The 23,729-nt window shown below is 68.6% G+C and carries 21 protein-coding genes; 8 read left to right on the top strand and 13 right to left on the bottom strand.

The features are described 5' to 3' along the window. Positions 1-11: 11 nt before the first annotated feature. Entirely contained in the window at positions 12-1,655 is a 1,644-nt protein-coding gene (locus tag AACL56_RS25965; RefSeq protein WP_339092668.1) for an AMP-binding protein, read from the bottom strand. Positions 1,656-1,740: 85 nt separating this feature from the next. Here AACL56_RS25965 and AACL56_RS25970 point away from each other — a divergent pair, with 85 nt between their 5' ends. From AACL56_RS25970 to AACL56_RS25980, 3 genes are all read left to right on the top strand, one after another. Beyond that, positions 1,741-2,430, top strand: a complete 690-nt coding sequence (locus tag AACL56_RS25970; protein ID WP_339092669.1) for a TetR/AcrR family transcriptional regulator — start codon at positions 1,741-1,743, stop codon at positions 2,428-2,430. Between the two features lie 23 nt (positions 2,431-2,453). Continuing rightward, positions 2,454-3,707 carry a branched-chain amino acid ABC transporter substrate-binding protein gene (locus AACL56_RS25975; protein ID WP_339092670.1) on the top strand — a complete coding sequence of 418 codons (1,254 nt, stop codon included), beginning with the start codon at positions 2,454-2,456 and terminating at the stop codon, positions 3,705-3,707. 130 nt (positions 3,708-3,837) lie between these two features. Beyond that, the gene (locus AACL56_RS25980; protein ID WP_339092671.1) at positions 3,838-7,056 is read left to right on the top strand and encodes a bifunctional cytochrome P450/NADPH--P450 reductase; all 3,219 of its coding nucleotides are present in this window, start codon (positions 3,838-3,840) and stop codon (positions 7,054-7,056) included. Between the two features lie 125 nt (positions 7,057-7,181). Here the strand turns inward: AACL56_RS25980 and AACL56_RS25985 are convergent, their stop codons facing one another. From AACL56_RS25985 to AACL56_RS26005, 5 genes are all read right to left on the bottom strand, one after another. Further along, entirely contained in the window at positions 7,182-7,961 is a 780-nt protein-coding gene (locus AACL56_RS25985) for an esterase/lipase family protein (RefSeq protein ID WP_339092672.1), read from the bottom strand. Between the two features lie 86 nt (positions 7,962-8,047). Then, entirely contained in the window at positions 8,048-8,689 is a 642-nt protein-coding gene (locus AACL56_RS25990) for a TetR/AcrR family transcriptional regulator (RefSeq protein ID WP_339092673.1), read from the bottom strand. Positions 8,690-8,716: 27 nt separating this feature from the next. After that, positions 8,717-9,169 (bottom strand): phasin family protein, encoded by a 453-nt coding sequence (locus AACL56_RS25995; RefSeq protein WP_339092674.1) that lies wholly within the window; start codon positions 9,167-9,169, stop codon positions 8,717-8,719. A 55-nt stretch (positions 9,170-9,224) separates the two neighbouring features. Next, entirely contained in the window at positions 9,225-9,779 is a 555-nt protein-coding gene (locus tag AACL56_RS26000; RefSeq protein WP_339092675.1) for a hypothetical protein, read from the bottom strand. Positions 9,780-9,949: 170 nt separating this feature from the next. Next, positions 9,950-11,653 carry a WS/DGAT/MGAT family O-acyltransferase gene (locus tag AACL56_RS26005; protein WP_339092676.1) on the bottom strand — a complete coding sequence of 568 codons (1,704 nt, stop codon included), beginning with the start codon at positions 11,651-11,653 and terminating at the stop codon, positions 9,950-9,952. Between the two features lie 221 nt (positions 11,654-11,874). Here AACL56_RS26005 and AACL56_RS26010 point away from each other — a divergent pair, with 221 nt between their 5' ends. Beyond that, a complete protein-coding gene (locus AACL56_RS26010; RefSeq protein WP_339092677.1) occupies positions 11,875-13,938 on the top strand; it encodes a prolyl oligopeptidase family serine peptidase in 2,064 nt (687 codons plus the stop codon). A 12-nt stretch (positions 13,939-13,950) separates the two neighbouring features. Here AACL56_RS26010 and AACL56_RS26015 read toward each other — a convergent pair whose 3' ends face one another. Further along, positions 13,951-14,301 (bottom strand): hypothetical protein, encoded by a 351-nt coding sequence (locus tag AACL56_RS26015; RefSeq protein WP_339092678.1) that lies wholly within the window; start codon positions 14,299-14,301, stop codon positions 13,951-13,953. A 169-nt stretch (positions 14,302-14,470) separates the two neighbouring features. On the opposite strand from AACL56_RS26015, the gene rocF reads away from it, so the two are divergent. Then, complete coding sequence (gene rocF / locus AACL56_RS26020; protein ID WP_339092679.1) at positions 14,471-15,382, top strand: arginase; 912 nt, start codon at positions 14,471-14,473, stop codon at positions 15,380-15,382. On the opposite strand, the gene AACL56_RS26025 is transcribed toward rocF, so the two are convergent. The 5 genes from AACL56_RS26025 to AACL56_RS26045 all read right to left on the bottom strand — a co-directional run bounded on the left by AACL56_RS26025 (position 15,379) and on the right by AACL56_RS26045 (position 19,689). Further along, positions 15,379-16,392, bottom strand: coding sequence for an FUSC family protein (locus AACL56_RS26025; RefSeq protein ID WP_339092680.1), 1,014 nt, complete (start codon positions 16,390-16,392; stop codon positions 15,379-15,381). The two genes, rocF and AACL56_RS26025, sit on opposite strands and share 4 nt — an antisense overlap. Further along, positions 16,389-16,859: a MarR family winged helix-turn-helix transcriptional regulator gene (locus tag AACL56_RS26030; RefSeq protein WP_339092681.1), complete on the bottom strand. Its 471-nt coding sequence runs from the start codon at positions 16,857-16,859 to the stop codon at positions 16,389-16,391. The genes AACL56_RS26025 and AACL56_RS26030 overlap by 4 nt, the downstream gene beginning before the upstream one ends. A 58-nt stretch (positions 16,860-16,917) precedes the next feature. After that, positions 16,918-17,643 carry a DUF2242 domain-containing protein gene (locus AACL56_RS26035; RefSeq protein ID WP_339092682.1) on the bottom strand — a complete coding sequence of 242 codons (726 nt, stop codon included), beginning with the start codon at positions 17,641-17,643 and terminating at the stop codon, positions 16,918-16,920. An 84-nt stretch (positions 17,644-17,727) separates the two neighbouring features. Beyond that, positions 17,728-18,381 carry a nucleoside/nucleotide kinase family protein gene (locus tag AACL56_RS26040; protein WP_339092683.1) on the bottom strand — a complete coding sequence of 218 codons (654 nt, stop codon included), beginning with the start codon at positions 18,379-18,381 and terminating at the stop codon, positions 17,728-17,730. Positions 18,382-18,414: 33 nt separating this feature from the next. Beyond that, positions 18,415-19,689, bottom strand: a complete 1,275-nt coding sequence (locus AACL56_RS26045; RefSeq protein WP_339092684.1) for a Glu/Leu/Phe/Val family dehydrogenase — start codon at positions 19,687-19,689, stop codon at positions 18,415-18,417. A 522-nt stretch (positions 19,690-20,211) separates the two neighbouring features. Here AACL56_RS26045 and AACL56_RS26050 point away from each other — a divergent pair. After that, positions 20,212-20,679 (top strand): Lrp/AsnC ligand binding domain-containing protein, encoded by a 468-nt coding sequence (locus AACL56_RS26050; protein WP_339092685.1) that lies wholly within the window; start codon positions 20,212-20,214, stop codon positions 20,677-20,679. A gap of 26 nt (positions 20,680-20,705) precedes the next feature. Here AACL56_RS26050 and AACL56_RS26055 read toward each other — a convergent pair whose 3' ends face one another. Then, positions 20,706-21,407: a YggS family pyridoxal phosphate-dependent enzyme gene (locus AACL56_RS26055; RefSeq protein WP_339092686.1), complete on the bottom strand. Its 702-nt coding sequence runs from the start codon at positions 21,405-21,407 to the stop codon at positions 20,706-20,708. A gap of 52 nt (positions 21,408-21,459) precedes the next feature. Here AACL56_RS26055 and AACL56_RS26060 point away from each other — a divergent pair, with 52 nt between their 5' ends. Next, positions 21,460-22,503, top strand: a complete 1,044-nt coding sequence (locus AACL56_RS26060) for a type IV pilus twitching motility protein PilT (protein WP_339092687.1) — start codon at positions 21,460-21,462, stop codon at positions 22,501-22,503. Positions 22,504-22,567: 64 nt separating this feature from the next. Next, on the top strand, positions 22,568-23,704 hold the full coding sequence (locus AACL56_RS26065) for a PilT/PilU family type 4a pilus ATPase (protein ID WP_339092688.1): 1,137 nt from the start codon (positions 22,568-22,570) through the stop codon (positions 23,702-23,704). Positions 23,705-23,729: the final 25 nt, after the last annotated feature.

The raw sequence follows: 23,729 nt of genomic DNA on the forward strand, positions 1-23,729 counted from the left end.
GGGAGAACCTTTCAGGCCTTGTCCTTGAGGAGGCGGCGCAGCACCTTGCCGGCGCCGGTGGTGGGCAGTGCGTCGATGAAGCTCACGGCGCGCGGCGCCTTGTAGCTCGCCATGTTGTCGCGCGCCCAGGCGATGAGCGCATCGGCCTCGAGCGCGGCGCCGGGCTTGCGCACGATGAAGGCCTTCACCACCTCGCCCTTCTCGGGGTCGGGCTGCGCGATGGCCGCGGCCTGCGCCACTGCCGGGTGCTTGATGAGGATGGTCTCGACCTCTTCCGGGAACACGCTGTAGCCCGAGACCTTGATCATCTCCTTGAAGCGGCCGATGAAGGTGAGGTAGCCGTCGGCGTCGAGCTTGCCCATGTCGCCGGTATGCACCCAGCCGTTGCGCAGCGTGGCAGCCGTGGCCTCGGGCTTGTTCCAGTAGCCCTTGAACGAGCCCTTGCTGGTCAGCACGATCTCGCCGACCTCGCCCACGGGCATGTCGGCCTGGGTGTCGGTGTCGATGATGCGGATCGTCACGCCCGGCACCGCGATGCCCTGCGTGCCCCAGCGCGGCGCGTGGTGCGGCGTGTAGGTGTCGCAGGTGTGCGTCTCGCTCAGGCCGTAGGCGGCCTCGAACGAGGTGCAGCCGGTCGCGTGCGAGCGCCACTGCCGCGCCAGCGGCTCGGTGAAGGCAATGCCGAAGCTGGTCACCGGGTTCATCCGCAGGCTCGACAGGTCGAAGTCCGCGATGTCGTCCACCTGCATGCAGGCCACGTTCATCGGCGCGATGCTGTACCACCAGCTCACCCGGCAGGCCGCGATGGCCTGCAGCACGGCACGCGGATCGAAGCGGTGCAGCAGCACCGAAACGGCGCCGCTGAGCACCGGCACGTTGACGCCCATCAGCATGCCCGCGATGTGGTACAGCGGCGCGATGGACAGCAGCACGTCGTCCGGCCCCACGCCATTGCAGTCGGCCGCGGCGCGCGTCTTGTAGAGCGCGTTGCCGTAGCTCAGCATCGCGCCCTTGGGCAGACCCGTGGTGCCCGATGTGTAGGTCATGAGCGCGACGTCGTCCATGTCGATGGCCACGGGCTGCGGCCTGGCGCCGGCCTTCATCACGGCGAGGAAGTCCTCGCAGCCTTCGGGCACGCTGCGCACCGCGTTGCGCTCCGCGGCGAGTTCGGCCGGCAGGTCGATCGACGTGGGGGCCGGCAGCAGGTCGGCGTAGTGCACCACGAACACGTGCTCGAGCGAACTGCCGGGCTGCACCTTGTTCACCACCGGCAGCAGCGACGCGGCCGCGACGATCGCGCGCGCCTTCAGGTCGTTGACCTGGTAGGCCAGCTCGTGCTCCTTGTTGAGCGGTCCGCTCGGGCAGACGATGGCGCCGATCTTCTGGATGCCGAAATGCGCCACGAGGTACTGCGGGCAGTTGTTCATGAAGAGCACCACGGGCTCGCCCTTCTGCACGCCGAGCGCCTGCAGCCGCGCCCCGAAGGCGTCGCTCGCGCTGTCGAGCTCGGCCCAGCTCATCGCGTGGCCGTACCAGATGCAGGCGGGGCTCGCGCCGCGCTCGCGGGCATGCGTGCGCAGGTACTCGTGCAGGGGCTGCTCGATGCGGTCGGGCAGCTCGCGCAGGTTCTGCGCTGCGGTGTGGCTTGTCTCCATGGCGTCACTTCCTCAGGGTTATCGATAGCCGCCCACGCAGGGCGGGCGCTTGCCAATGCCGCATGGTGCACGAACAATCCTACCCATGGGTATAACTTCCGCGACACGGCAAAAACCCTCTGGAGACCAGAGCGAGACGACGGCACGGCCGCACCTTCCCCAGGGCACCGGGCGGCAGCGCGCGGCCACGCAGGGAACCGACCTCCAGCGCGAGCGCATCCTGCAGGCGGCCGCGCAGCTCTTCGCGGCGCAGGGCTACGCCAACACCACCATGGCGCAGATCGTGCGCGCGCTGGGCGTCACCAAGCCCTTCGTGTACTACTACTTCCGCGACAAGCAGGAGATCTTCGAGACGTTGTCGTGGCGCCCCGCGGTCGACTGCTTCACCGCGCTCGACTTTGCGGCCACCGACCCGCGCCGCGCCAGCGAGAAGGTGCTCGAGGGCATCGAGCGGCTCATCCGCGCGACCATCACGCACCACCCGGTGGCCTTCTTCGCGTACCGCGAGCCGCAGGTGTACCGGCCCGAATACATCGCCGCGCAGAAGAAGCTCGCGCACCACTTCTACGACCTGCTGTGTCCGCTGCTCGAGGAGGCGCGCCGCGACGGCGACCTCGACTTCGCGGAAACCAAGATCACCGCCCTCGCCGCCTGCAGCCTCCCCGGCTTTCTCTACAGCTGGTACCGCCCGGGCGGGCGCCTGTCGCCCGACGACGTGGTGGCCGAGCTCACGAAGCTCGCCAGCCGCGTGATCGGGCTGCGCGCCAGAGACTGAACACCAACCTCCGGAGACTCACCATGAAGCTCGAGAAGGCGCCACTGGCGCGGATCGCCCTTGCGTCAATGTTCTGCATCGCAGGTGCCGCGCATGCGCAGCAGACCTACAAGATCGCCTACATCGATCCGCTCTCGGGGCCCTTCGCCAACGTCGGCGAGCTGATGCTGATGCACACGCAGTACGCCATCGAGGACATCAACGCCCGGGGCGGCGTGCTGGGCGGCACGAAGCTGCAACTGCTGCAGTTCGACAGCAAGCTTTCGGCGCAGGAAAGCCAGAGTGCGCTGCAGGCGGCGATCGACCAGGGCGCGAAGGCCATCGTGACCGGCGGCTCGGGCTCGTCGGTGGTGACGGCGCTGGTGCAGTCGGTGGCGCGCTGGAACCAGCGCAACCCGGGCAAGGAGCTGCTGGTGCTGAACCATTCCTCCATCGACCCCGAGATGACGGGCAAGGCCTGCAGCTTCTGGCACTTCCAGACCGAGGCCAACACCGCGATGAAGATGAAGGCGCTGGCCAACTACATCAAGAAGACGCCCGAGGTGAAGAAGGTGTACCTGCTGAACCAGGACTACGCGCACGGCAAGCAATGGGCCAGCTACGGCCGGCAGCTGGTAGGACTGGCGCGGCCGGACATCCAGTTCGTCGGCGAGACGCTGCATCCCATCGGCCGCGTGAAAGACTTCGCGCCCTACATCGCCAACGTCAGGCAGAGCGGCGCCGATTCGGTCATCACCGGCAACTGGGGCCAGGACATGACGCTGCTGCTGAAGGCCGCCGGCGACGCGGGCTACGACCTGCGCTACTTCAACCACAGCGCGGGCTCGGTGCCGGGCACCGTCACCGCCGTGTCGCAGGCGAAGCTGGGCCAGCTGACCTGGGTGGCCGAGTGGCATCCGGGCGAGGCCGGCACGCCGAAGGCGGACGCGCTGGCGAAGGCCTACAAGGCGAAGACCGGCAAGGACTTCCTCGCGCCGCGCATCGACATGACGCCGCGCCTGCTGGCCGCGGCCATCGACAAGGCCGGCAGCGCCGACACCGTCAAGGTCGCACGCGCGCTCGAAGACCTCACCTTCGACTCCGTGGTGGGCCCGGTGCGCATGCGCGGCGAGGACCACCAGCTGCTGCTGCCGCAGGTGGTGAACACCATCGCGCCGGTGGACGGCAAGACGGTGAAGGTGGGCTGGGAAGGCACGAACTACGGCTTCCGCACCGATGCGGTGTACACCGGCAACGAGCTGGCGCAGGGCACCGATTGCAAGATGGTCCGGCCCTGACGCCCTGTTTCGCGCATGCCGACGAGGACTGAAGTCTTGTAAGGGAAACCCCGTCCTGCCTGCCGCCCGTGCCGTCGGGATACTCCGGTTGTTACATCCGAAGCGGGTCCCACCCAAAGGCACGACAACCATGGCAGGCAAAAACTCGCTCTACCCGATCCCGCATCCGGCAAAGAAGCCCTTCGTGGGCAACCTGCTGTCGATCGGGTCCGACTCTCCCGTGCTCGACATGTGGAAGATCGCGCAGGAACTCGGCGGCATCTACTGGCTCGACATGCCGGGCATGCCGGTGATCGTGGTGTCCTCGCCCGCGCTGGTGGACGAGCTCTGCGAGGAGCCGCGCTTCGACAAGAGCACGCGCGGCGCGCTGCGCCGGCTGCGTGCCGCGTCGCACGGCCTGTTCACCTCGGACACGCACGAGGAGACCTGGTCGAAGCCGCACAACATCCTGCTGGCCAACTTCAGCCAGCGCGCGATGCAGGCCTACCACCCCATGATGCTCGACATCGCGGGGCAGCTCGTGACCAAGTGGGAGCGGCTGAACTTCGACGAGGAGGTGGACGTGGTGCGCGACATGACCGCGCTCACGCTCGACACCATCGGCCTGTGCGGCTTCGGCTACCGCTTCAATTCGTTCTACCGCGAGGGCTTCCATCCCTTCGTCGACGCGATGGTGCGCACGCTCGAGACGGTGCAGAACCGGCGCGGCCTGCCGCTCGAGGAGCTGATGCTCAAGAAGGAACTTGCGCAGCAGCGCAAGGACATCCGCTACATGCACAAGATGGTGGAGGACATCATCGAGGAGCGCCGCGCGAGCGGCGCCGACATCGCCACCAAGCCCGACCTGCTGAGCTACATGATCGCGGGCGTGGACAAGAAGAGCGGCGAGAAGCTCACCGACAAGATGATCCGCGACGAGTGCATCGAATTCCTCATCGCGGGCCACGAGACCACCAGCGGGCTGCTGTCGTTCGCCATCTACTTCCTGCTGAAGAACCCCGAAGCGATGGCGAAGGCACAGGCCGAGGTCGACAACGTGTTCGGCCCCGACACCTCGCAGAAGCCGACCTATGCCCAGGTCAACCGCCTGCAGTACGTGATGCAGGTGCTCAAGGAATCGCTGCGCATGTTCCCGACCGCGCCGGCGATATCGATGCGCGCGAAGGAAGACACCAAGATCGGCGGCCAGTACACGATCAAGAAGAACAACATGGTCATCATGCATGCGCTGGCGCTGCATCGCGACAAGGGCATCTGGGGCGAGAACGCCGACCAGTTCGACCCCGACAACTTCACGCGCGAGGCCGAGCGCGAACGGCCGGTCAACGCCTTCAAGCCTTTCGGCAACGGGCAGCGCGCCTGCATCGGCCGGCAGTTCGCGCTGCAGGAGGCGGTGCTCACGCTGGGCATGATCCTGCAGCGCTTCAACCTGGTGGACCACACCGGCTACAAGCTCAAGATCAAGGAAGCGCTGACGATCAAGCCCGAGGGACTGCGCATCAAGGCGCTGCTGCGCGACCCGGCCACGCGCCCGCGCGGCAACATGACCGACGTGGCAGCCGCGCCGGTGCAACCCGCCCAGGCCGCGCAACGCAAGCCCCAGGCGGCGCGCCACGGCACCTCGCTGCTGGTGCTGCAGGGCTCGAACCTCGGCACCGCCGAAGACCTGGCGCGCCAGCTCGCCGAAGCCGGCGAGGCCCGCGGCTTCTCGACCCGGCTGGCCTCGCTCGACGACTACGCCGAGCGGCTGCCGGCCAACGGCGCGGTGGCGATCGTGTGCGCGTCGTACAACGGTGTGGCGCCCGACAACGCGGCCGAATTCCATCGCTGGCTCGACAAGGCCGACGACTCGCTCAACGGCGTGCGCTTCAGCGTGTTCGGCTGCGGCAACACCGACTGGGCCGCCACCTACCAGGCCGTGCCGCGGCGCATCGACGAGCGGCTCGAGGCGCTCGGCGCAACGCGCGTGCATCCGCGCGGCGAAGGCGATGCGCGCGAGGACATGGACGGCGCCTTCCAGGACTGGAGCGACGCGCTCTGGCCCGAGCTGGTGAAGGCCTTCGACATCAAGACCGGCGCCGACACGCCGGTGCAGAGCGAGCCGCTCTACACGCTGGAAGAGCTGCCGCCGCCGCAGAAGAATGCGATCGTCGATGCGCTGGGCGCGGTGGCGCTGCGGGTGATCGAGAACCGCGAGCTGCAGTCCGGCGGCAATGGCGAAGCCGGACGCTCCACGCGCCACGTCGAGCTGATGCTGCCCGAAGGGCTCGACTACCGCGCCGGCGACCACCTGAGCGTGGTGCCGCGCAACAGCCCACGGCAGGTCGAGCGTGCGATGGCGCGTTTCGGCTTCGACCGCACGGCGCATGTGCGCCTGCATGCGGGTGCGGGGCGCAAGGCCGCGCTGCCGGTCGAGCAGGTGATTGCGGTCGACCGGCTGCTGGGCGATTACGTCGAGTTGCAGGACGTGGCCACGCGCAAGCAGATCGCCACGCTTGCGGCCTACACCGAGTGCCCGTTCACCAAGCCGAAGCTCGTCGCCCTGTCGGGCAGCGACGAAGCCTCGCAGGCCGCTTACAAGGCCGAGGTGCTGCACAAGCGCAAGTCGCTGCTCGACCTGCTCGAGGAACATCGGGCCTGCCAGGTGCCCTTCGCGGTGTTCCTCGAGATGCTGTCGCCGCTGTCGCCACGCTACTACTCGATCTCGTCATCGCCGACGATGACGCCCGGCAGGTGCAGCGTGACGGTGGGCGTGGTGAACGGGCCGGCGAAGTCGGGCCTGGGCACCTTCGAGGGCGTGTGCTCCAACTTCCTGGCGCGCGCCGAGGCGGGCGACACGGTGCATGGCGTGGTGCGCGAGACCACGGCCGAGGGCTTCCGGCTGCCGGACGATGCGGGCCGGCCACTCATCATGATCGGCCCCGGCACGGGCCTGGCGCCGTTCCGCGGCTTCCTGCAGGAGCGCGCGGCGCAGGTCGAGGCGGGCAACGCCGTCGGAGAAGCCCTGCTGTTCTTCGGCTGCCGCCATCCCGAGCAGGACTTCATCTACGCCGATGAACTGAACGCCTGGGCGCACCGCGGCGTGATGAAGCTGCACACCGCGTTCTCGCGCGCGGGCGAGCGCAAGGTCTATGTGCAGGACCTGATCCGCGAGCAGGCCGCCCACGTGTGGAAGCTGCTGGAGGCCGGCGCGGTGGTGTACGTGTGCGGCGACGGCTCGCGCATGGAACCCGACGTGCGCCGCACGCTGAGCGACCTGGCGCGCGAGCACGGGCAGGACAGTGCGGCGTGGATGGACAGGATGATCGCCGACCAACGCTACGTCCTGGACGTCTGGGCTGGAAACTAGGCTCGCCCCCAGGCTTGCCCACTTCGTGTGGCCTCCTTCCCCCCGCCGGGGGCAATACCTGTGGCCCGGCAAAGCCGGTTCCACGGTATTCCTGGAAAGGGTTCGGCAGCCCGCGGGGCGCTTGATCAGTCCGCGCGATCGGGGTCCGGGTACACGAGCGGGCCCAGCAATCCGCGGTTGAAGGGCTTCCACTGGCCTTCGGGCTGCGCGAGGCGGTCGGCCACCGCGTAGAGCACGGCGGGGTGCGCGCCCAGGCCCAGGTGGCTGGCCAGCACCTCGATGTTTTCCGACTGCGGGCCGGTCTTCTCGATGCTGCATTGCCAGGCCACAACGCCGTCGGTGCGGCTGAAGATGGAGGTGGTCGGCACGGGCGGGGTGGGCTGCACGAACTTCATGCGGCGCGGGTCGTGCGAGCTCTGGCCGCTCACGCCTTCGTAGACGCGCCATGCGTTGGTGGCGCGCGGGCTGCCCGAGAACGGGCTGCCGAGCGTGACGACGTTGCGGATCATGTGCGAATACGACGACGCCAGCATGCGGGCATAGACGCCGCCCAGGCTCCAGCCGATGACGCTGACCTTCTCGCCGTTCTTCTCGTACAGCGTCTTCAGCAGCTCGACCATGCCGTGCTCCACGCCTTCGCGCGGACCGAGGTTGCGGCCCAGGCCCCAGCCGTGGGCGTCGTAGCCGCGGCTGCAGAGGTAGCGGCGCAGCAGCAGCGTCGAACCGTCGCCCGCGACGAGGCCGGGCAGCACGAGCACCGGATGGCCGTCGCCGCGCGGCGTGAGCTGCAGCAGCGGCCACATGGCGATGCCGGCGCCGGTTTCCCAGAGCGCGCGGGCTTCGGCCAGCAGCAGCAGGCGCGACGGCGGCGCGATCGGTTCCTTGGCGTGGGTGGCGGTGGTCATGGTGGATGGCTCCTTGTCGGTTTTTATCTTCTTCAATGCGAACCTGGGGCTCTGGAAGCCAATGCCCCGTCGGACAGCAACGTCATTTATCCGAGGTATTTGGCCCTCAGGTAATCGAGGTAAGCCCTCGATTCGCTCGAAACATACGGCGAGACCAGCGTGAGCGTGTAGAAGGCCGCCAGGCCTGGGTCGGCCTGCGCCAGCGCGTCGCGGCCGGGCACGAGCCGCTCGAAGGACAGCCAGCAGGTGGTGGTGAAGACCATCTGCAGCGCCAGGATGCGCGCCTGTTCGGCGCTGGTCTCGATCACGCCGGATGCCACCAGGCCTTCGCACAGCGCCTGCGCGGCAAGCAGGTTCTGCGCGGTCAGCGCCTGCGCGCGCTGGCCCAGCGCCGGGTACTCGCTGGCCAGAAAGGCCATGTCTCGGTAGATGAAGCGGTACGCGTCGATGGCCTCGAAGCGCAGGTGCAGCGCGAGCCACAGGTCGTCGATGGCGGCAATGGAGGCGGACGAGCCGTTCAGCGCCTCGAGCCGCTGCTCGAAACGCCGGAACAGCCATTCGACGATCAACTGCTTGGCCTTGAAGTGGTAGTGCAGGTTGCCGGGGCTGATGCCGAGTTCGGCCGCGATCTTGTGCGTCGACACGGCGGCCAGCCCCTGCGCATTGAACAGCCCCAGGCTGGCCTGCAGGATGCGGTCGCGTGTGGAGGTGGAGCTGGAACTGGCCACGAACGGCTTGCCGGGTCGCTCGGGGTGTCAGCGTCTGGCCCGCGCGCGCGGGGCCGCCCTGGCCGGGCCTTCGAGTTGCGCCACGCGCTCCCGCAGCCGGGCCACCTCGTCGCGCAGGGCCTGCACCTCGTCGGCGCCAGGAATGCCCAGGCGCTGCAGCGCGGTGGCGACGCGCTGGTCGAACACGTCCTCGAACTTGCGGATGCCGAAGCCGTCGAGGCCGGGCACCTTGCCCTGCCCGATGCCGAGCAGGCCTTCGATCACGTTGGCCTGGCGCTTGGCGACGTCGTTGCGCACGGTGTCGAGCGCCTTCAGGCCGGCGCGCAGCAGGCCTTCGGCCTTGCCGGGCTCCGTGGGCGCCTTCGCTGCGGGCGCCGCCTTGCGGGGCGCGGCCTTCTTCGCCGAAGGTGCCTTGCCTGCAGGCCTTGCAGGCGCCGCCCTCTTCTTCGACTTTGCAGTTTCGTCAGGACGGGTCGCCATGCAGTGCTCCAGGTGCCGGAAGGAATGAAAAGGGCGCCGCGAGGCGCCCGGGAGGTCAGGCCGCCTTGCGGGCGGCAGCGCGGCGAACCGGCTTCTTGGCCACGGCGGCCTTGGCCTTCACCGTGCGAACCGGCTTGGCTTCGTCCGCGCCGCTGACGCGGGCTTCGATCTTCCGCGTGCCGGCGACGATCTGGTCGGCGATCTGCACCGACACGGTGGCGATCGGCTGGTTCAGCGCGCCCAGGGCGTTGATGACCTTGGTGGCAACCGGCGACTCGACGCGGGCCACTCGGCCGGCAACGGTCTCGATGCCGCTGGCGGTGCCGGCGGCGACACGGTCCATCACCGAGACGATGCGGCCGGTGTCGATCTCCACGCGGTTGGCCAGGAAGCCGTTGATCTTTTCCTGCGCGCCGATCAGGTTGGCCTTCACCTGTTCGCTCACCAGCGGAATCTGGCGGCTGCCGAGGAATTCGCTGTAGCGCGAAGCGGCGCCGCCGAGCAGGCGATGCACGCCGGTGCGGTAGGCGCCGACCAGGGTCTTGCCGGCGTCGTTGTACTGGCCGACGACGTGGATGGCTGCCGAAGCGATGGTGGTTTGCGTGGTCATGGTGATTTCCTTGAAGTTGATGGGCTCGCGAAGGAAACAAACAAAGAACGGGTGTCTGCCGATCGCGATGAGCCTATCTTCTTCCCCAAGGCCTAGGCCTGGAAAACTAGAACAGCCGGAAAACTAGTCCAACTGCCCCAATTTTCTTCAGCCCGGGCAACCTGCACCGATCAGGCGGCAGCGGCGCGTGGCGCGCGGGCGCGTTTGGCGGGCGCGGCCTTGGCGGGCGCCTTCCTGGCAGCGGCCTTGGCCGGGGCTTTCTTCGCTGCGGCCTTCACCGGCGCCTTCGCTGGAGCCCTTGCCGGCGCCCTTGACGGCGCTTTTTCCGGCGCTGCCTTGCGTGCGGCGGGCTTCTTCTTCGCAGCCACGGCCACCGCCTCGGCGGGCGCCTCGTCGTCGGCAGGCTCGTGCACCGTCTTCGGCGGCACCGGCGCGGGCGCCGCACCGGCGGCGGCCGGGTGCTTCTGCGTCAGGTCCATCAGCAGCTTGTGTTCGGCCAGCATGTAGTCGCCGATCTCGGTGATGTCGGGCACCGCACGGCGGCAGGCGATCAGGCCGTAGTCCATGCGGCCGTTGTAGCTCTGCACCGTCACATTGAGCGCGGTGCCGTGGCTGGCGATCGACACCGGGTAGTAGCAGGTGACCAGTGCACCCGCGAAGTACATCGGGAAAGGCGCGCCCGCCACGTTCGAGATGGCCACGTTGGCCGCCGGCGGCAGGAGATTGACGAGGCCCGAGCGTCCCACCATCGACGCGATGCCCGACACCAGCCACGGCGCGGCGAAGGTGGGGAAGTCGTCGAGGATCACCGCCTTGAAGCGCTTCATGGTCGACTTCGACGAGTTCGACGACGCGTTGATCGCCTTCAGCCGCTGCACCGGGTCGGTGATGTCGGTGGCCAGGCTGACCAGGATCATGCTGGCCTGGTTGTTGGCCGTCTGGTCGCCGGCCTCGCGCAGGCTCACCGGCACGCCGGCCACCAGCGGCTTGGCCGGCAGCTCGTTGTTGTCCGCCAGGTAGTGACGCAGGGCGCCTGCCACCGTGGCCATGACCACGTCGTTCAGCGTCACGCCGAAGTGCTTGGCGATGTACTTGGTCTCGGCCAGCGAGATGGTGCGGCCCGCGAAGGTGCGCTGGTTGGTGATGGACACGTTCAGCGAAGTGCGCGGCGCGAAGAGGTTGAACTTCTTCGGGGCGGCGGCCGTGTCCTTCTCGGCCGCCTTCTCGTCGGGGCTGGCGATGCCGCTGATGGCGCGTGCGATGGCGGGCGCCATCTTGAAGAGCTTCACGTACTGCTGCGCGGTGTTGCGCAGCGCCGCCGTGGCGAGCTCGGCCATGCCCAGCTGGTAGCCGCTGCTGCGCGGGCGCGAGCGCGGCGGCTTCACCACGCGGCCGGTGGCCTCGAGGTCGAAGATGGCCTTGCCCACTTCCACGCCGGCCTGCCCGTCGATGCCCGCGTGGTGCACCTTGGTGTAGAGCGCCACCTGCCCGCTCTTGAGGCCGTCGATGATGTAGAACTCCCACATCGGCCGGCTGCGGTCGATCAGCGACGAATGCAGCCGCGCCACGTACTGCTGCAACTGCCGGTTGGTTCCGGGCCTGGGCAGCGTGATGTGGCGCACGTGGTAGTCGAGGTCGATGTCGTCGTCGTCCACCCACACCGGGTTGGTCATGTCGAAGGGCATCAGCGCGAGCTTGCGCGTGAACACGTCGGCCAGGTGGATGCGGCTGGCCATGAAGTTCTTGGCGTCTTCGTAGAAGTCGCCCTTGTAGCCCTTGGGCAGGTCGAGCACGTTCAGGGAGCCCACGTGCATCGGCATTTCCGGCGTTTCCAGGTGCAGGAAAGTGGCATCAAGACCGCTCAGGTGTTTCATGTGTTGTCTCCTTGGTGGGGCATGCGCCGTCCGGCAGGATAGCGCGGGCATTGCGTTCGTGGGCCTCGCGTTCTTCAGTGTTTCCACCGGGGGGAAAGCACCGGCGGGACAGGGGTTTGCCCCAAGTAATGAAAAAGTGAGGCGCCCCGCAAGGCCCGCGGCAACGGCCCGCGGTGCCGCGTGAAAGGTCCTCTGTCGCACGGGCTCCGTACACTGGCGCCATGACATCCAGCCTCACCCCGCAGCCCCCGTCGCAACCGCAGGACGACCATCTCTGGCTCGAAGACATCGACGGCGAGAAGCAGCTTGCCTGGGCGCGCGAGCAGAACGCGCTCACCGTGCAGGCCCATGCGAAGTCGCCCGCGTTCGAGGCGCTCCAGCAGGGCATCCTCGAGGTGCTCGACTCCGAAGAGCGCATTCCGATGGTTCACAAGATCGGCCCGCGCTTCTACAACTTCTGGCGCGACAAGGCCCACCCCAAGGGCCTGTGGCGCCGCACCACGCTGGCCGAATACCGCAAGCCGCAACCCGCGTGGGAGACCGTGCTCGACCTCGATGCGCTGGCCGCACAAGATCAGGAAAACTGGGTCTGGCACGGCGCCGACTGCCTCGACCCCGACTACAGGCGCTGCCTGATCTCACTGTCGCGCGGCGGCGCCGACGCCGACGTGGTGCGCGAGTTCGACCTGGAGGCCAAGGCCTTCGTCGAAGGCGGCTTCACGCTGCCCGAAGCCAAGAACCACGTGGGCTGGAAGGACATCGACCACCTCTACGTGGCCACCGACTTCGGCCCCGGCTCGATGACCAGCTCGAGCTACCCGCGCATCGTGAAGGAGTGGCGTCGCGGCACGCCGCTGGAGAGCGCCGCCACGGTGTACGAAGGCCTGCACGACGACATGTCCGTGGGCGCCTGGCGCGACAACACGCCCGGCTTCGAGCGCGACTACGTCTCGCGGCAGATGGACTTCTACGACAGCGAGACCTGGCTGCGCGCCGCCGACGGCACGCTCGCGAAGATCGACGTGCCCGACGATGCGCTGGCCGAGATCACGCGCGAGTGGATGCTGGTCGAGCCGCGCACCGACTGGACCGTGGGCGGCACTACCTACCGGTCGGGGTCGCTGCTGGCCGCCAGGTTCGACGACTACATGGCGGGCCGGCGCGAGCTCACCGTGCTGTTCGAGCCCGACGACACCACAGCGCTCGACAGCCACTCCTGGACACGCCACCACCTGATCGTCAACGTGATGCACGACGTGGTGAACCGGCTCGAGGTGCTCACGCCGCCGGCCGACGGCAAGGGGCCGTGGAAGCGCGAGAGCCTCGGCGGCGCACCGGCGCTCTCGACCATCGCGGCGGGCGGCATCGACGAGGACGAGAACGACGACTACTTCCTGACCGTGAGCGGCTTCCTGCAGCCGACCACGCTCTACATCGGCACCATCGGCCCGGGCGAGCCGCAGGTGCTGAAGGACAGCCCCGCCTTCTTCGATGCCTCGCGCTACCGCGTGAGCCAGCACTTCGCGACCTCGAAGGACGGCACGCGCGTGCCCTACTTCGAGATCGCCGCCCGGGACCTGCAGGCCAACGGCCGGAACCCCACGCTGCAGTACGCCTACGGCGGCTTCGAGATCTCGCTGCAGCCCAGCTACAGCGGCAGCATCGGCCGCGCCTGGCTCGAGCAGGGTGGCGTGTACGTCGTCGCCAACATCCGTGGCGGTGGCGAGTACGGCCCGCGCTGGCACCAGGCGGCGCTGCAGGAGAACCGGCTGCGCACCTGCGAGGACTTCGCGGCTGTGTCCGAGGACCTCATCGCGCGCAACATCACCTCGCCCGCGCACCTGGGCGCCATGGGCGGCAGCAACGGCGGCCTGTTGATGGGCAACATGCTCACGCTGTACCCGCAGCTGTACGGTGCCATCGTGAGCGAAGTGGCGCTGCTCGACATGCGGCGCTACACACAGCTGTCGGCCGGCGCCTCGTGGATCGCGGAGTACGGCGACCCGGAGCAGCCCGAGGAGTGGGAGTTCATCAGGACCTTCTCGCCCTACGAGAACGCGAAGCCGGGCCAGGCCTACCCGCCCGCCCTCTTCACCACGTCCACCCGCGACGACCGCGTGGGCCCGGTGCATGCGCGCAAGATGCACGCGAAGATGGCGGCACTGGGCTACGACAGCCGCTTCTACGAGAACATGGAAGGCGGCCACAGCGCGGCCACGGACAACAAGGAGTCGGCCTTCATGGATGCGCTGGGCTACGCGTACCTGTGGCAGCACATCCGCTAGCCGCGCAGGCGCTCACCCGGGGCTGAGCCGGCGCTCGCCGCTTTCCTTTCGCTGCTCACGCCACGGGCGCTCGCGCGGTTCGGCGCGACGCGCGGGCCGGCCTTGCGGCAGGGAGCCGGCGGCCCGGCGGCCGGACTCGCGGTAGCGCAGCCGCTGCTCTTCCTCACGCTCTCGCTTGCGCAGCAGTTCCTCCTGAACTGTCGCGTGGTCCAGGCGGCCGCGTGCGTCGCGGCGAGGCCCGTCGCCGGCCGGCGGCGGCGTCTCGAAGCCGGCGACGGCCATGGCCACGGCGGCGGATGCGAAGAGCAACAAGGCGCCGAGAACGATCATTTCAACGGCAAGGGTGATCTGGAAGGTGCGCATGGTCTGTGGCTGGCGGCGCCTGTCGCGCAGCCGGGGCGCATCTTGTGCCGACTGCATGGCGTGAACATTGCGCCTCGCGCCGTCGCCGGGGCGCGGCGGATCATCTGCACGTCACGGCTTCCTCGTCACAATGGGTCATCCAGCGCCCCGCAAGAAGGAGAACCCCGCCATGAACACCACACTCGAACTGATCGGCGCCCCCACCGACATCGGCGCCAGCGTGCGCGGCGCCGGCATGGGCCCTGACGCGCTGCGCGTGGCAGGCCTGCCGGAGGCCCTGGCGCGGCAGGGCTACACGGTCGTCGACCGGGGCAACCTCGCGGGACCGGCCACGCCGTGGGCGCCGCCGGCCAACGGCCTGCGCCACCTCGACGAGGTGATCGCATGGAACCGCTCGGTGTACGCGTCCGTCGACGGCACGCTCGGCGCCGGCCACGTGCCCGTGATGCTCGGCGGCGACCATTGCCTGGCCATCGGCTCCATCAGCGCGGTGGCCTGGCATGCACGCAAGCGCGGCAAGAAGCTGCGCGTGCTGTGGCTCGACGCGCACTCCGACGTCAACACCGAGACCACGAGCCCCAGCGGCAACCTGCACGGCATGCCGGTGTCGTGCCTGCTCGGCCACGGTCCCGCGGTGCTCACGGGCTGGAGCGGCGAGCGCGCGGCGCTGGCGCACGAGGCCATCCGCTTCATCGGCATCCGCAGCGTGGACAGCGACGAGAAGGAAGCCATCCGCACGCTCGGCCTGAACGTGTTCGACATGCGCCACATCGACGAACACGGCATGCGCACCACCATGACCGAGGCGCTGCAGGACGTCGACGAGGACACCCACTTGCACGTGAGCTTCGACCTCGACTGCCTCGACCCGGGCATCGCGCCGGGCGTGGGCACCGGCGTGCGCGGCGGCCCGACCTACCGCGAGATGCAGCTGTGCATGGAGATGATCGCGGACACCGGCCGGCTGGGCTCGGTCGACGTGGTCGAGCTGAACCCCGCGCTCGACGTGCGCAACCAGACCGCCGAGGTGGCGGTCGAGCTGATCGAGAGCCTGTTCGGCAAGTCGACCCTGGTGCGTTAGGCCGTCGCCGGGACGGCGATGCAGCGCTGCATGCGTCGCACGTCGTCGAGCAGCAGGCTCAACGGCGCAATGAGCAACGCGTTGGATGCCGTGGCCTGCACCGAGGTCACGCGCTCGAGCTCCGCGAGGTCGGGCGCGCCGTTGTTCCCCGCCAGGGCCTCGGCCACGCCCGCGACGGCGGCAGCCGCCGCCTGCGCCGCTTCGCGCCAGAACGGGTCGGCCGCGGCAGCGTTCGCCTGCCGGAACACGCGGTCGAGCACCACGGCATCCTGGAAGATGCGGCCCGCGAGCCGAGCCTTGTCGCGGTAGGCGCGCGCCGTCTTCGCGGCGCCGCCGCGCCGCCACCATCGGGCTTCGAGGTCGGCGCTGCCGGCCAGCAGCGCCAGCCGGCCGAGCGACGCGCGCGTGGCCGCATGAATGCGTTCCGCCTCCGCTTCGGCGGGCCGTTGCGCGCCCGCCATGCGCTTCGCGATGCCGCGCAGCAGCGCGGCGCAGCCCTCGTCGAAGCGCGCGCCCGCGTGGTACTCGGACAGGAAGGTCGAGACCGCCAGCGCCACACCCACGCCGATGCCGATCTGCACCATGCGCAGCATGGCCACCTGCAGCGCCGAATGCCCCGGAATGCCGCCGGCCGACAGCACGATCAGCGCCGCGACCGGCGCGCTGCGCAGGCCGGGAGCCGAAGCGCTGGCGAAAGCCAGCAGCAGCACGACGCCCAGCGTGGCAACCAGCACAGGCACGCCGTGGTGCTGCAGGTAGACGCCGCCCAGCCCGAACACCGCGCCGACGGCCGTGCCGCGCACCCGGTCCCAGCCGGCGTCGAGGGTGGAGCCGGCACTCGGGCGCATCACGATCAGCACGCTCATCACCGCCCAGAAGCTTTCGGGCAGGTGCAGCGCGACGGCCACCGCCCAGGCGAGCGCCACGGCGCCCGCGAGTTGCAGGCCGGCGCGCCAGCGGCCATGGCTCCAGAGGCCTGTGAGGCTTTGAAGCATCGGCGCGCCGTTCATGGTTTCGCCGCCTTGTCGCCGCCGCCGAGCGTGTCGGCGATCCCGTCGATCAGTGCGCAGGCCTCCAGCAGCAGGGCGCGCTGGCGGCGATCGAGCGTGGCATCGATCGCCTCGGCCAGCGCCGCTTCGCGCGAGCGCATGAGCGCCTTCAGCCGCCGCGTGCCTTCCGGCGTGAGCGACAGCAGCCACTGGCGGCCGTCGCTCGGATGCGGCGTGCGCGCGGTCCAGCCTTCTGCGTCCAGCTCGGCCAGCAGCCGGGTCAGCGACTGGAGCTTGACCCGCTCGAACGCAGCCAGCGCCGTGGGCGAGCACGGCCCGTGCAGGTGCAACCGGCCCAGCACGCTGAGCTTGGCGACGCTGGGACCGTCGGGCGCGACGCTGCTGCTGCGCAGCTGGCGGGCCAGCTGCGACACCGAAGTGCGAAGGCGGGAGGCGCAGAGCGCCGGATCGGGGGTGGCGGAAGACACGGCCGGATTGTAAGACGCGTCTTGGTATTCGGGAGCACTGAGCGCTCCGGCCGGCAGGTCAGCCGCGGTTCGGCGACGAACTCACGGGATAGGTGACAGCAGGCGCAGCGACCGGGGCCGGGGCCGGCTGGGGCGCAGGCAAGGCAGTCGGCGCGGGCGAGGCAGCGGCTGCGGGCGCCTCGTCGGGTGTCTCGGCCTCGCCCTCCACGTCCGGACCTTCGAGGAAGCGGTCGAGCAGCGCGAAGAAGCGGTCGTAGAAGCGCTCGTCGGTCAGCGTCTCGCTCGCCACCTTCACCATCGCGTCATCGCTGCCCGAGAACGGCAGCGAGAGCGAACCGATCGCGCCCACGCCCAGGCTGGCCGAGTTGTTCACTTTCTTGATGCCGTAGCGGTCCTGCAATGCGGTGGCGAAGGCCACGGTGCTCTTCGTGACCTTGCCGCCGCGCGTGCTCTCGAGCGCGCAGACCACGCGGAATTCGACCTCCACATGCACCTCGGCGGCCGGCTGGAAGCTCTTGCGCCCGGTCACCAGGTCGGCGTTGGCGGCCGTGATCATGTAGCCCTGGCTCAGCAGCGCGCGGCGCGCGGCCTCGCAGGTCTGGGCCTCGGTGGCCTCGTAGTTGCGGGTGTGGGTGGTGGTCGAGCCGAAGGCCTCGGGTTCGTAGGTCACGCGGCGCGAACCGGTGCCGCAGCCGGCAAGCAGGAGGGCGGACACCAGACCCAGGAGCAGGACCGGCGAGCGGGCAAAGGAAATGGAAGAAGAAGTGAGAGGCATGGTCGGCATGAAGCGGCGAATGCTAACCGGCGTCCCGCGCCGGCAAGGCTTCGAGCGCGCCGGGCCGCCGGCGTTCCCCGACCCGCGAGATTTTCAGGACCAGGGCAGCAGGTGGTGCGCGCGCACCCGCGTCGCCGCGATCAGCCGCGCATTCGGCGCGTCGGTGCTCTCGACCCAGGCACGCGCCTCTTCCGCGCTGCGGCCGAACTGCTGGTGACGCCGCACCAGGCGGTCCTCGCGCACCGCGTCGTCGATGTCCACGTACCAGACCTCGTCGAGCATCGCTGCCGCGCCGGCCCACGGGCCCACGTCGTGCAGCAGGTAGTTGCCTTCGGTGATGACGAGTTGCGTGGACGGCAGCACCGCGATCGCACCGGCGATCGGCTCCTCGATCTCGCGTCGAAATTCGGGCGCGTAGACGACGTCGCCGTCCGGACGCTGCTCGCGCAGGCGCTGCAGCAGTGCCACGTATCCGGCGCTGTCGAAGGTGTCGGGCGCGCCCTTGCGCGCGGCACGGCCGAGCCGTTGCAGCTCGACGTTGGCGAGGTGAAAGCCGTCCATGGGGACGACCTGGGCGCGGTCGGTGCCTACGGCCTGGAGCAGCGCCGCCGCGAGCGTGGACTTGCCCGCGCCGGGCGCCCCGACCAATCCCAACAGCTTGCGCCCCCCGCCGGCCATCAGAGCCTGGAGGCGGGCGACGCTGTCTGCGGGAAGAGCGGGAAGTTGCGGTACGGGGATGGTGGTCATCCCGCGAGCGTACCGCTCCCGTGCATCAAGGCATCAGGGATACAGGCCGCGTTCCTGGCGCGCCATCAGGATGCGCTCGCAAGCCACGGCGTACGTCGCGGTGCGCAGCGTGATCTTGTGCTTGTCGGCCGTGTCCCAGATCTGGTTGAGCGCGTTCATCATGATGCGGTCGAGGCGCACGTTGATCTCGTCCTCGTCCCAGAAGAACGACGAGAAGTCCTGCACCCATTCGAAGTAGCTCACGGTCACGCCGCCGGCATTGCAGATCACGTCGGGCACCACCAGCACGCCGCGCTCGGCGAGGATGTCGTCGGCCTGCGGCACGGTGGGGCCGTTGGCGCCTTCGAGTACCAGCTTGGCGGTGGTCTTCTGCGCGCGCTCGGCGGTGATCTGGCCTTCGAGCGCGGCGGGAATCAGGATGTCGCAGGCAACGTTCCAGAAGTCCTCGTTCGGCACGATGTCGCCGCCGGCCTTGAAGGCGACCACGCCTTCCTTGTTGGCCACCGGGATCAGCCTGGCCAGGTCGAGGCCGTTGCTGTTGACGATGGTGCCGGTATGGTCCTGCACCGCGACGATCTTCGCGCCGGCCTCTGCGAAGAGTTCGGCCGCGACCGAGCCCACGTTGCCGAAGCCCTGCACCGCGATGCGCGCGCCGCGCAGGTCCATGCCCAGGCGGCGTGCCGCCTCGCGCCCGGTGACGAACACGCCGCGGCCGGTGGCCTTCACGCGGCCCAGCGAGCCGCCCAGGTGCAGCGGCTTGCCGGTGACGACGCCGGTGGCGGTGCCGCCGACGTTCATCGAGTAGGTGTCCATCATCCACGCCATGATCTGGCCGTTGGTGTTGACGTCGGGTGCGGGAATGTCGGTGTGCGGGCCGATGATGATGCCGATCTCGCTGGTGTAGCGGCGGGTGATCTTCTCGAGCTCGTTCTGCGAGAGCTTCTTGGGGTCGACGCGGATGCCGCCCTTGGCGCCGCCGTAGGGCAGGTTGACGGCGGCCGTCTTGATGGTCATCCAGGCCGACAGTGCCATCACTTCTTCCAGCGTGACGTCGGGGTGGAAGCGCACGCCGCCCTTGCCCGGGCCGCGGCTCATGTTGTGCTGCACGCGGTAGCCCTCGTAATGGGCGATGGTGCCGTCGTCCATCTCGATCGGCACGTCGACGATCAGCGCGCGCTTGGGGCGCTTCAGGGTTTCGACCCAGCGGGCCAGCGGGCCGAGGTACGGCACGACGCGGTCGACCTGCGACAGGTAGGTGCCCCAGGGGCTGTTGGCGGTCGGCGCGACGAAGGAGAGTTTTTCGCTCATGAGAGATACCTTGGTTGAACGGATGGGCGCAACGATAGACCTCTCGCGTGCGCCGCGCCATGGCTTATGCGCGCTGCGCTCACGGTTATGCAAGAGACGTTAGTACGCGACGTTCCTGCGCCTGGCAAGGCGTGCCGCGGCGCCGTCGCTGCGAGGGAACGACGCTGTCGTCCGCGGTTCGTCGATCCCGCGCATGGGCTTCTTGATCGGCCGCGCCGGCACGGTGTGCAACCCGCATCGGGACGCCTTGCGGATGACCCGCAAGCCGCAGGCTGCCATCCATCTTTGGAGGTGTTCGGCTCCGCACCTGGCCACACGCCGAGGCCGCGTGCGCGCCTCGGCGTGTGGCCAGTTCGCCGGTGCACGGCAGTGGCTGAAGACCGCGTTCGCGCGCCAGCCTGCCGGCGAGTGCGGCGCGGCGTGGGTAAGCCAAGGGCATTTCCTTGGTTCTATCTCCTATAGCCGGCCTCCATAGGCCGCATCTTCCGCCGCGAATCGATGGCCCCGCCGGATAATCCTCCGATGCTCGATCTGGACCGCATCGATCTCCGGCTTCTGAAGATCCTTCAGGAGGATGGCCGCATCACCAACCTCAAGCTGGCCGAGGCGGTGGCGCTGTCGCCCACGGCGGTGCTGGCGCGGGTCCAGCGGCTCACGCGCGAAGGGTTCATCCTCGGCTACGAGGCGCGGCTCGATCCGCAGAAGCTCAGCCGCGGCTTCACGGTGTTCGTCGAAGTGCTGCTCGACCGCACCACGGCCAACGTGTTCGACCAGTTCAAGGCGGCCGTGCAGGTGCGCGACGAGATCATGGAATGCCACATGGTCGCGGGCGGCTTCGACTACCTGCTCAAGACCCGCATGGCCGACATGGCCGCCTATCGCGAGTTCGCCGGCACCGTGCTGTGGCAGTTGCCCGGCGTGCGCGAGACGCGGACCTATGCGGTGATGGAAGAAGTGAAGAGCAGCGCGCGGCTTCCGCTCGGCATCTGAGGAAGACGCGCCGCACCGGGGGCGGATCAGCCCGGCTTGCGCGCGCGCCCGCCGAAGATCGCCGTGCCCACCCGCACCATCGTGCTGCCCGCGCTGATCGCCGCCTCGAGATCGGCACTCATGCCGAGCGAGAGCGTGTCGAGTGCAATGCCCGCATCGCAGATCGACCGGTAGACCGCATGCGCACGCAGGAACAGTTCTCGCTGCGCCTCGAAGCCGTCGGCCGGTTCGGGGATGGCCATGAGCCCGCGAAGCCGAAGCTGTGGCAAAGCCGCCACAGCGCGCGCGAGCGCCACGGCCTCTTCCGGCGGCACGCCCGACTTGTTCGCACCGCCGTCCACATTAACCTGAAGGCATACATTGAGCGGCGCCAGTTGCGCCGGCCGTTGCGCCGACAGGCGCTCGGCGATCTTCAGCCGGTCGATGCTGTGGACCCAGTCGAACTGCTCGGCGACGGGCCGCGTCTTGTTGCTCTGGAGCGGCCCGATGCAGTGCCACTCGAGGGCGGCGCGAAGATCGGCCAGCGCCTCGATCTTGTCGAGGCCTTCCTGCACGTAGTTCTCACCGAAGGAAGACTGGCCCGCCGCGTGCGCCTCTCGCACGGCCTCGGGGTCGAAGGTCTTGGAGACCGCCAGCAGCCGCACGTCGCCCGGGTTGCGCCCGGCCGTTACACATGCCTTCGCGATCCGGTTGTTTACTTGCTGGAGGTCGTCACCAATCATCGTCATAATCGTCCAAAAATCGTATCAAAACGTCACCGCACCCGAGCCGAGGAGCCCTGTGGACATCACCCAATTGCTGGCGTTCAGCGTCAAGAACAAAGCCTCCGACCTGCACCTTTCCGCCGGTCTTCCGCCCATGATCCGCGTCAATGGCGACGTGCGCCGCATCAACGTCGATGCGCTCGATCACAAGGGCGTGCACGCCATGGTGTACGACATCATGAGCGACACCCACCGCAAGCACTACGAAGAGTTCCTGGAGGTCGACTTCTCGTTCGAGATCGACGGCCTCGCGCGCTTCCGCGTGAACGCCTTCAACCAGGCACGCGGCGCGGCCGCGGTGTTCCGGACCATTCCATCGAAGATCCTGACGCTGGAGCAGCTCAATGCGCCGAAGATTTTCGGCGATCTCGCGCTCAAGCCGCGCGGCCTCGTGCTGGTGACCGGTCCCACGGGTTCGGGCAAGTCGACCACGCTGGCGGCAATGGTCAACTACCTCAACGAAAACGAGTACGGCCACATCCTCACGGTGGAAGACCCTATCGAGTTCGTGCACGAGTCCAAGAAGTGCCTGATCAACCAGCGTGAAGTCGGCCCGATGACGCTGTCGTTCTCCAACGCACTGCGCTCCGCGCTGCGCGAAGACCCGGACGCCATCCTGGTGGGCGAGTTGCGCGACCTCGAGACCATCCGCCTCGCCATGACCGCCGCCGAAACGGGCCACCTGGTGTTCGGCACGCTGCACACCTCGTCGGCCGCCAAGACCATCGACCGGATCATCGACGTGTTCCCGGGCGAAGAGAAGGAAATGATCCGCGCGATGCTGTCGGAGTCGCTGCAGGCCGTGATCTCGCAGACGCTGTGCAAGACCAAGGACGGCCAGGGCCGCGTGGCGGCGCACGAGATCATGCTGGGCACGCCGGCCATCCGCAACCTGATCCGCGAGGCGAAGGTGGCGCAGATGTACTCCACCATCCAGACCGGCCAGGGCCAGGGCATGCAGACGCTCGACCAGAACCTGACGGAGCTGGTGCGCCGCAATACCATCTCGGCAGCCGAAGCCCGCGGCAAGGCGAAGATCCCCGAAAACTTCCCCGGCTAGTCATGAGGCCGCCCGGCGGCCGGCCGCCGACGGGTTCAATCCAACCAGATCAAGGAGCGCTCTCGTGGAACGCGATCAAGCCAGCCAGTTCATCAACGACCTGCTCAAGCTCATGGTGAGCCGCAGCGGCAGCGACCTGTTCATCACGGCCGACTTTCCGCCGGCCATCAAGGTCGACGGAAAGGTCACCAAGGTGTCGCAGCAGGCGCTGGGCGCGCAGCACACGCTGGCGCTCACGCGCTCGGTCATGAACGACCGCCAGACGGCCGAGTTCGAGCGCACCAAGGAGTGCAACTTCGCGATCTCGCCCACCGGCATCGGCCGCTTCCGGGTCAACGCGTTCGTGCAGCAGGGCAAGGTCGGCATGGTGCTGCGGACCATCCCCGCCAAGCTGCCGACCATCGACGGCCTGGGCATGCCGCAGGTGCTCAAGGAAGTGGCCATGACCAAGCGCGGCCTCACCATCCTGGTAGGCGCCACCGGCTCGGGCAAGTCGACCACGCTGGCCGCCATGATCGACTGGCGCAACGAGAACTCCTTCGGCCACATCGTGACGGTGGAAGACCCGGTCGAGTTCGTGCATCCGCACAAGAACTGCGTGGTGACGCAGCGCGAAGTGGGCATCGACACCGACAGCTGGGAAGCCGCGCTGAAGAACACGCTGCGCCAGGCGCCCGACGTGATCCTGATGGGCGAGATCCGCGACCGCGAGACCATGGAGCACGCGGTGGCCTTCGCCGAGACCGGTCACCTGTGCATGGCCACGCTGCACGCCAACAGCGCCAACCAGGCGCTCGACCGGATCATCAACTTCTTCCCCGAGGAACGCCGCGCGCAGCTGCTGATGGACCTGTCGCTGAACCTGCGCTCGCTGGTGTCGCAGCGGCTGGTGCCCACCGAGGACGGCCAGGGCCGCGTGGCCGCCGTCGAGGTGATGCTGAACACGCCGCTGATCTCCGACCTCATCTTCAAGGGCGAGGTGGGCGAGATCAAGGAAATCATGAAGAAGAGCCGCAACCTCGGCATGCAGACCTTCGACCAGGCGCTGTTCGACCTGTTCGAAGGCCACTCGATCACCTTCGAGGACGCGATCCGCAACGCCGACTCGGCGAACGACCTGCGCCTGCAGATCAAGCTCAACAGCCAGCGCGCGCGCAGCACCGATCTGTCGGCGGGCACGGAGCACTTCGCCATCGTCTGACAGCGCGGGCGGGCCGCCGCACGAC

It is taken from the genome of Variovorax paradoxus (assembly GCF_902712855.1).
Lineage (GTDB): Bacteria > Pseudomonadota > Gammaproteobacteria > Burkholderiales > Burkholderiaceae_C > Variovorax > Variovorax paradoxus_Q.